The organism is Stenotrophomonas sp. PS02289 (assembly GCF_029960115.1).
In the GTDB taxonomy this organism is placed as follows: Bacteria; Pseudomonadota; Gammaproteobacteria; order Xanthomonadales; family Xanthomonadaceae; genus Stenotrophomonas.
The window spans coordinates 19,110-27,458 of sequence record NZ_JASCOZ010000050.1 but is presented as its reverse complement, the minus strand read 5'-3'; the positions used below and the strand labels follow the sequence as shown (position 1 = coordinate 27,458).

Here is an 8,349-nt window from a genome sequence, read left to right as displayed (position 1 = left end):
GGGCTTGCCCGGCTGATGCATCCGGATAACCGCCAGCCGGGCAAGCCCGGCTCTACAACAGCGGGACGGCCTCCAGCGCGCGCTCGCCCGCCAGCGCGCGGGCCTGCTTCTCCGCACTGCTCGCCAGGTCCACCTCGCCACGCCGTGTGTAAAGGGTCCATGCGAACCACGCTACGCGATAGTCAACGGCGGTGTAGGCATCCAGCTCACCCAACACCGCGGTGGCATCGTCCAGACGGCCGGCGTCGATCAATATCCGGGCGCGCAGGAGATTGGCGCGGATCCGCTCGCTGGGACTGCCGTCACGATTGGCGATGGTCAACGCGGCATCTGCGGCCTGCAATGCACGGATGCTGTCACCAAAGCGCGCCAGTACGGCCGCAACCGACCAGGCAGCTGTCGCCTGTAATGCCTGCTGCGGTGGCTGCTGCGCTTCGTAGCGGGTCATCCAACGCTGGGCTGCGGCGCGACTGCCCGCTGCCTGGACCGCCACGGCCAATGTCGCCGGCTGCAGCAATTCGGCCAGGTCCGGCAGCCGGGCGGCAAGCTGCGCCCCACCCGCCTGGTCGCCGCGTGCCAGGGCGTCGGCCATCTGCAGGCGCACCAGTGACTGGCCCGCCATGCCCGATGTTGGCATGACACGCAGCAGCTCACGCGCGCGTGCCAGCTGTCCGTTCGCCAGCGCCACCTCGACCTGCGCGGTGCGCGCCACAGCCAGCAACTGGGTGTCTTCCACACGCTGCAACAGTTCCTCGCTGCGCTCCACCGTACGTGCCGCTGCATCCGGCTGCACCACCGCCAATTCGGCGTTCGCTTTGGACACCAACGTCGCGACGAAATAGTCGTAGACCTGGTAGCGGCGGAATACTTCTGCGGCGTTGTCGAACTCCTGCAAAGCCTGCGGCCAGTGATTGCGCAGCGCCTCCAGCCGACCCAGGTTCGAACCCACCATGGCCGCAGAAACCACATCGCCACTGCGCTGCATGGCAATCCGTGCATGGCCCAGGTCGGCCACGGCGGCATCCAGCTGACCCAGCTGCACCTGCGCCACGCCGCGTCCGTTGTAGGCATTGCCCAGCAGGCTGACATCCTGCGTCGACGCGGTCGTCTTTGCAGCCTCCAGCGCCTCGCTGTAGTGGCGCTTGGCCTGCTCCGGCTGGCCGTCACGCAATGCCACGGCCCCCAGCCCCATCAGGCCCTTGGCACGCACGCCGGATTCAATCGGCCCGGCCTGCGCCAACGCAGCCTGGAAGAGGCGTGCGGCGGCATCCATGTGACCGGCGCGGTACTCGAGTTGACCTTCGCGCACCCGCAGCATCGGGGTGTCACGCAACCCGGCCGGCGCATCTTTGATCTGCGTCCGTGCAGCATCCAGCTGCCCAGCATCCAATTCCGCGTCGATCCGCCTCAGGTGTTCCTGCACCGCCGTGGGCACCGCCGCCACAGGTGCTTTGCGACCCACACGACGCAACCAGCTGTCGGTAGCGACGGCCATCGCCTGCAGCGCGGTGTCGCCGGTGCCCTCCACGCTGATGTCGTCGTCGCGGCCCACTGAACGCAGCTGCACGCGCCACTGCGACCCGACCCGACGGGCTGAGGGAACGATCAACCAGCGTGCATCGCTCCGTATGCGCAGGTCGCGCAGCGCGGTCGGGTCCGTCGCGTTGGGCGAACTGCGCTGCAACACGGCATCGAGGTGCAGCACCTGGTCCGTCGGGGTCACCCGCAGGCGCGCTGATCGAAGGCGCTCGGCGGCGTACTCCATGGCCCCCAACCGCACCCAGCTCAGTTCGGCATCCACCGGTTCCACCCGCACCGGCAGGACGGCGACGCGATTGTCGACAGCCTCCACCTCGGCAGTGCGGGCGGCATGCTGCAGGTACCACAGGCCTGCCGCGCCCAGCCCAAGGGTCAACATGAGCGCCAGCGCGCCTGCAACCCACCCGGGCCGCCAACGCCGGCTCCGCACCGGGGTCGATGCCGGCGCTGGCACCCGCTCGGCGTCGGCAACGGCGTCGGCGTCTGCCTCTTCCTCGAACTCGGCATCGACCTCTGCATCGGCATCGGCATCGGGCATCGATGCGGGTTCCGGGGCGGGCACGGGTTCCGGCACCCCGACCGTGGCCTGCGCGTCCACTTCTTCCACTTCGGCTACCCAGCGGTATCCAAAGCCGGACACGGTCCGGATCACCGCCTGGCGGTCGCCGGCATCGTCCAGTGCCTTGCGCGCCCGGCGCAGGGTCTGGGTAATCACCGTGTCACTGACCTCCGCGCGCCCCCACACCGCCGATACCAGCTCATCGCGGCCGACCGCACGTTGCCGGTTCGCGACCAGGTACACCAGGCATTCCAGCGACTTCAGCGGCAACGCGACGCGCTCACCACAGCGGGTGAGTTCGCGTCCAGCGGGGTCCAGCACGAAATCGCCGAATCGATAATGGATAAGGCGCATCGGCCAGATCTGTCGCACACGCAAACGGGAGGACCATCCTACGACAGTCCCCCCGAATTCAGGTCAGCGCGTGCGCTCAGTTCACCTTGACCAGCAGACGCGCGCCGCTGGTGTCGTCGGTGGCCGAGATGGCCAGCGCGTAGCGCCCCTGCGCTGGGTTGGCCAGCGACACGGTCTGGTTGACCCCCGGCCGCGCCGAGCTGCCGACATTGCCGTTGGGCAGCGGGTCCATCTCATAGCCCAGCAGCAGTTGCATGCCGCCGCGTCCGCCATAGGTGGTGATATCCAGGCGGGTGCTGCCGGCCGGTACGTCGATGATGTACAGGTCGCGCTGTCCGGTGCTCATCGCCGGCAGCAGCATGGCGGTGCCCAGCGTTGCCGGCGTGCCGTCAATCGGCTGGCCGAACGTCCGGGCCCGCTCCACCGCCGCCGCCGCGTCCAGCAGGCCGCTGCCGTTGGGCTGGCTCTGCTTGACCGGGAAGGCGCGTGCGGTGGCCTTGAGCAGCCCTTCCACCTGCGATGGCGTCAGCGGCTGCGCAGCCACGCTCTGCATCAGCGCGACCACGCCGACCACATGCGGGGTGGCCATCGAGGTACCGGTGTAGCCGGCCATGATGTCATTGCCGGGCACCGTGGTGCCGTCGTTGAGGGTGGACCAGATGTACCCGTTCGGGTTGCCCTCGGTGCCGGCCCCACCCGGCGCGGCCAGGTCGATGCCGGCACCATAGTTTGAATAGCTGGCGCGCTGGCCGGCGTAACCGGTCGCGCCAACCGTGACCACATTCGCGCAGCTGGCCGGTGCATGCCCGGTCACCGGAGCGTTGTCATTGCCGGCCGCCACCACGACCACGGTGCCGAGACTGACGGCGGTATTGATCGCCGCCTGCGTGTCCGGATCGCATTCGTGCGCGCCGCCCAGGCTCATGTTGATCACTTCCGCCGGGTTGGCATTGTCCGGCACGCCTTCCACGTGCCCGCCCGCCGCCCATACGATGGCGTCGTTGATGTCGGAGGTGTAACCACCGCAGCGGCCGAGCACGCGCACCGGCACGACCTTGGCGTTATAGGCGATGCCGGCCCCGCCCTTGGCGTTGTTGGTGACCTCGGCAATCGTGCCGCTCACATGCGTGCCATGCCAGCTGCTGTTGCTGGCCGGCGCACCGGTGCCGCATTCGTTCACCGCGCTGTAGTCGCCGATGTCCCAGCCGCCGGGGACCCGCTCGTCGGTGGCACGGTGTGAGACAAACGCGTCGGAAATGAAGTCGTAGCCCGGCAGCAGGTTGGCCTCAAGATCGGCATGGTGGGTGGCTCCGGTGTCGATGACGGCCACCACCACTCCGGTCCCGGATGCGCCGGCCCCCCAAGCGCTGGTGATGCGCGCGCCACCGGCACCGGTGCCGTAGTGCCACATCTGGTGCGTTGCCAGCACCGGGTCATTGGGCAGGACCGCGCGATGCATCAGGCGGTCCACCCGCACGCTTTCCACATTCGGGTCGGCAGCGATGGCGCGCATCAGCACTTCCGCCTGGCTGCGGTCCAGGCGCTGCGAAGCACGCACCACGTGCTGGCCACGGAAGGTGCCGCGCAGGGTCTTGATCTGCAGGGCAGCGCTGCTCTGCTGCCCGGCCAGGCGCGCGCCCATCTGTGGGCGGGCACGGCCGGCGGCCGCATCGAGTGAACGCTGGCGCGCGGCCGGCTGGGTACGCTCGGCGCTGCCCGTCTTGTAGGCAACGATGAAACGCGGTGACACGGTGGCATCGTCGATCGCGGTCAGGTCGACAGTGCCGGCAAAGGCCGGCGCGCAGGCGGCGGCGACCAGCAGGCTGAGTGCGGTACGGCGGAAGATCATGAAAGGGTTCCTGGCAGACGGGGAAAGCGCGGCCGCCACAGCGGCGACCGCGTACGAGGACGTGGTGTACGGAGTTACAGGTCGACGCCAAAGCCGATGCCGGCCGAGCGGTCATCGCTGCTGAATGCACCACCGATGCTCATCGAGACACGCTCGCCGATGGCCTTGGAATAGCCGACCGACAGCGCGCTCTCGCCGTTCTGCCAGCCCACGCCGGCGGCAACGCGGCCACGCGGGCTGCGGCTGCCGGCGGCATTGATGGCCATGTTCATCATCGCGCTGCCCATTGCGCCCTGGCGATCCAGGCGTTTGTCCTGCAGGTCGAGGCGACGGTTCACGTCGTCGCGCAGACCGCTGAAGCTGTCGTTCAGACCCGCCAGGCTGGCGTCGGTGTAGGCGTTGGCGCGGCCCAGGGTCTGGGTGGCGGTGGTATCGGTGTAGCTGTTGGCTGACGCCAGCGTGTCCGCGTCACCCTGCTGCACCTGCGCCACGTTGGTGGCATCCGTGGCGGCCGTGCCGGCGGCGACCTGGGTCACCCGACGTTGCTGGGTGGCATTGCCCACCGAGACCGTGTTGGCCTCATCGGCAATGGAGCCCTGCCCCAGCGCGACCGAGCCGGACGCGGTGGCATGGCTGTCCGCGCCCACGGCGACGGCATTGTCAGCACTGGCGTCAACCAGCGCGTTGCTGCCCACCGCGACGCTGTTGGCCGCCTGCACATTGGCCCCGTTGCCCACAGCGGTGTCGTTTGCATCCGTGGCGTTGGAACCCGTGCCCAATGCGAGGCCATGGCCGTTGCCCGGCGACGGGCCGTGTCCCGGAGGGTTCGGCCCCTGCGCTTCCAGCGCGCTGACCCGCCCGCTCAGGCCGGTAAACGCCGCATCGATGGCACTGAAGGTGCTGCCCACGTTGCTGAAGGAGCCGCCCTGGAAGGTGTACGCCGGCGCGCTGATGCCACCGCCGCCCACCGTGGCACCGCCGCCCAGCGCGGTGGCCACACTGTCGAGCTGGCTGCCCAGGGTGCCACCAACATCGGCCACCACCGCATCCAGCTGGCTCTTGTTGACCGCATCGGTGGCGTTGACCGCATCGGCCACGTGCACCACGCGACGCTCCGCGCCTGCACTGCCAACGGCGACCACGCCGTCCTCGTCTGCCACGCTGTTGGCGCCCAGCGCCACGCTGTTGTACCCGGACACGTAGGTGCCACTGCCGACGGCCACGCCGTCTGTGCCGTCCACCACCGCCAGGCTGCCGATGGCCACCGCATTGTCCGCACCGGCAAAGCTGTTGTAACCGCTGGCCACGCTGTACCCACCCAGCGCGAAGGCATTGGTGCCGGTGGCCAGCGCCGACTCACCGGCGGCGTAGGCGTAGGTGCCCAGCGCGGTGGCGTTGGCGGCGACCGCCTGGCTGCCCGAGCCGAAGGCGGCGCTGTGCTCGGCCAGCGCCTGGGAAGCGCTGCCCACGGCAGTGCCCTCCACGCCCGAGACCAGGCTGCCGGTGCCCACCGCCAGTGCCGAGGTCTCGGTCGCCTGGGCCCCGGTGCCAAAGGCAATGGCATTGCTGGATTCGCCGCCGGCACCGGCCGCGGTGCGGGCGTCCTGGCCGAAAGCGATGTTGCCGGTGCCGGTGTAACCGTCGGCATAGGCGTTTTCGCCAATGGCGATGTTGCGGTGCCAGGTGGCCGTGGCCTGATCGCCCAGCGCGATGCTGGCCTGGCCGTACGCGACGCTCTGCGTGCCGATGGCAATCGCATCTGCGTCGGCCGCGGTGGATTCACGTCCAATCGCCACGCTGGAGCGCCCCGCGGCCTGGGCGTAGAAGCCGCCGGCGTACGAGCCGGAGACCACGGTCGGGTCAACGCTGTCGTAGTTGCGGGTGATGCTGCTCGGGCCCGGGTGCTCGGTGTCGCGGTCACCGGTGGAGGCGGCCGGCCCGATGGCGGTACCGTAGTTGCCGAAGGCATAGGTGCCGCTGCCGAACGCAGCCGCGCCCAGGCTGGTGGCGAATGCCTTGCCATAGGCGTTGGTGATGCCGCCGGGGCCGCGCGGGGTGCCACCGAAGGCCTGCGCCCAGTCCAGCCAGCCGCCCACTGCCACCGAACCGGTGCCCAGTGCGTAGGACATGTAGCCCATGGCGGTGGAATACGGGTTGTAGGCGATGCTGGTGTAGCCGACCGCCGTACCCGGCCCGCGAATCGCCTGCGCGTTGGCACCGATCACGGTGTTGTTCTGGTCGGGCTGCCAGTTCGGGCTGTAGCTGAGGTAGAGGTAATCGCCGCCGGTGCCGGCACCGGCACCGATCACCACGTTGTTGTTGCCCTGCGAGCGCGCACCGTTGCCGATGGCGATGGAGTTCATGGCCGCCTCGCGGGTGGTCATGCCCGAGAACGAGGTCCAGCTGCTGTTGTAGGTGGTCACGCCCTTGTTGCCGTCCACCGTGGCCCCGTTGCCCAGCGCGATCGAGCCGTTGCCGTTGACGCTGGCTCCGTTGCCGATGGCCACCGAGTTCTGGGCCGGGCCCTGCACCAGCGTTTCCACCTTGGACACCACACCACTGGCGTCTTCGCTGAAGCTGACCGTGCCGTTGATGGCGCGTACTGCGGCCCCGGTGCCCATGGCGATGTCGTTGCTGCCGTTGGCGCTGGCCGAGGCTCCGACGGCAATGGAATTCACGCTGCTGCCGGGTGCCGTGCTCGCCCCGGTGGTGGTCGCGCTGGCTTTGTTGGTGGGCGGCGTGTAGGTGGTGGTCGTGGTGGTGGTCATACCGGCATGCACCGCGCCCGCCTGGTTGCCGATGGCGATGCTGCCCGCAGTGGCGGTGACCGCACGCACACCAATGGCGGTGCTGTTGTCACCCAGCGCCTGGGCGGCGGCACCTACGGCGGTGGCATTGGCGCCCTGCGCCCAGGTGACCTCGTTCGGGTCGACCAGGCCGTCGCCGTCCAGGTCCAGCCATGCCCCCATCGCAGCACTGTGGTCGCCGCTGGCCTGGCTGGCCGGACCGCAGGCCAGCGCGTCGCTGCCGGTGGCGGTGCTGTCCACGGGCAGCGGCGTGCCGGCGTCATCCACCAGCTGGCAGTTCACCCCGGCATACGCCGGCAGGGACAACACGGTCAGCAGAGCGGCGGTGAGGGCTTTGCGATGCAGGGTGTGCGTGATCGGCAGCATGGTCGGGCTCGGGTTGGGAAGCCCCTAGAACGCCCCAACCCGCCCCGCCTTGCATGACCCGGTGATGACATTGGCGTCATCGATGGTGTTAATTCGGTGACATCGGTGACATTGCGGTGAGATTTCGAGCCTTACCGCCCCGTCGCCGTCACCGTGCAGGCAAAAGTCACCTCCACTGCACTGCCTGCCGGCATCGAGGGGATGGTCACCCCGCCGCCGGTGAGACTCCCCGCCGGGATGCTGCCCGGACACACCGCCCCACCGTTACTGGTGCAGCTACCCGGGCTGGTGCAGCTCAGACCCGTGCCGGGGCTGTCGGCCAGCAGCGCGTCGGTCACATCGACCGTGCCCACATTGCTGGCGGCCAGCGTGTAGGTCACCGTCCCACCGCTCGGCACCACGCTGGGCAGTGCTGTCTTGCTGATCGCCAGATCGGCCACCTGCGCGGTATTGATGAACGTACACACCAGCACCGCGCCGGGCAGCAGCGCCGTGGTCGGAATGATCAGCGTGGCCCCGCCGCTCACGTCGCCAATCGGCCCGGGCGTCTGTCCGCTGTTGTCCACGCAGCTGGCGTCGGTGAATTGCAGGCCCGGTGCCGGGGTTTCGCTGATGCTCACCGCCAACCCCGGATCCAGCACGTTGAATACGCTGGCTGAAGGCGTTTGAGTGCCCTGCACCACCGTGGTGATGCTGTCGCTGCTGCCGTCCAGATTGACCATGCTGAAAGTGAAGGTGCCCACCCCACCTTGGCTGATCTTCGCCAGCTGCACGGTCTGCGCCAGGGACGGACCGGTCCAACCACCGATCAGGATCAGAACTGCCCAGGTCCAGGCGGGAACTCGGCGGGAGATATAAATGCGCATCTGTCGCCC

Annotated in this window: 4 protein-coding genes; all 4 read right to left on the bottom strand. The window is 69.0% G+C overall.

Annotated elements, in window-relative coordinates; genetic code table 11:
* Positions 1-52: 52 nt before the first annotated feature.
* Positions 53-2,452: a winged helix-turn-helix domain-containing protein gene (locus QMX83_RS09270; RefSeq protein WP_282296338.1), complete on the bottom strand. Its 2,400-nt coding sequence runs from the start codon at positions 2,450-2,452 to the stop codon at positions 53-55.
* Between the two features lie 76 nt (positions 2,453-2,528).
* Entirely contained in the window at positions 2,529-4,301 is a 1,773-nt protein-coding gene (locus QMX83_RS09265; RefSeq protein WP_282296337.1) for a S8 family peptidase, read from the bottom strand.
* Between the two features lie 74 nt (positions 4,302-4,375).
* Positions 4,376-7,474, bottom strand: a complete 3,099-nt coding sequence (locus QMX83_RS09260; RefSeq protein WP_282296336.1) for a YadA-like family protein — start codon at positions 7,472-7,474, stop codon at positions 4,376-4,378.
* A 131-nt stretch (positions 7,475-7,605) separates the two neighbouring features.
* The gene (locus QMX83_RS09255) at positions 7,606-8,340 is read right to left on the bottom strand and encodes a hypothetical protein (RefSeq protein ID WP_282296335.1); all 735 of its coding nucleotides are present in this window, start codon (positions 8,338-8,340) and stop codon (positions 7,606-7,608) included.
* Positions 8,341-8,349 lie beyond the last annotated feature (9 nt).

Coding starts and splice junctions, on each gene's coding strand:
- QMX83_RS09270 (WP_282296338.1), bottom strand. CDS start 2,452: ATGCGCCTTATCCATTATCGATTCGGCGATTTCGTGCTGGACCCCGCT.
- QMX83_RS09265 (WP_282296337.1), bottom strand. CDS start 4,301: ATGATCTTCCGCCGTACCGCACTCAGCCTGCTGGTCGCCGCCGCCTGC.
- QMX83_RS09260 (WP_282296336.1), bottom strand. CDS start 7,474: ATGCTGCCGATCACGCACACCCTGCATCGCAAAGCCCTCACCGCCGCT.
- QMX83_RS09255 (WP_282296335.1), bottom strand. CDS start 8,340: ATGCGCATTTATATCTCCCGCCGAGTTCCCGCCTGGACCTGGGCAGTT.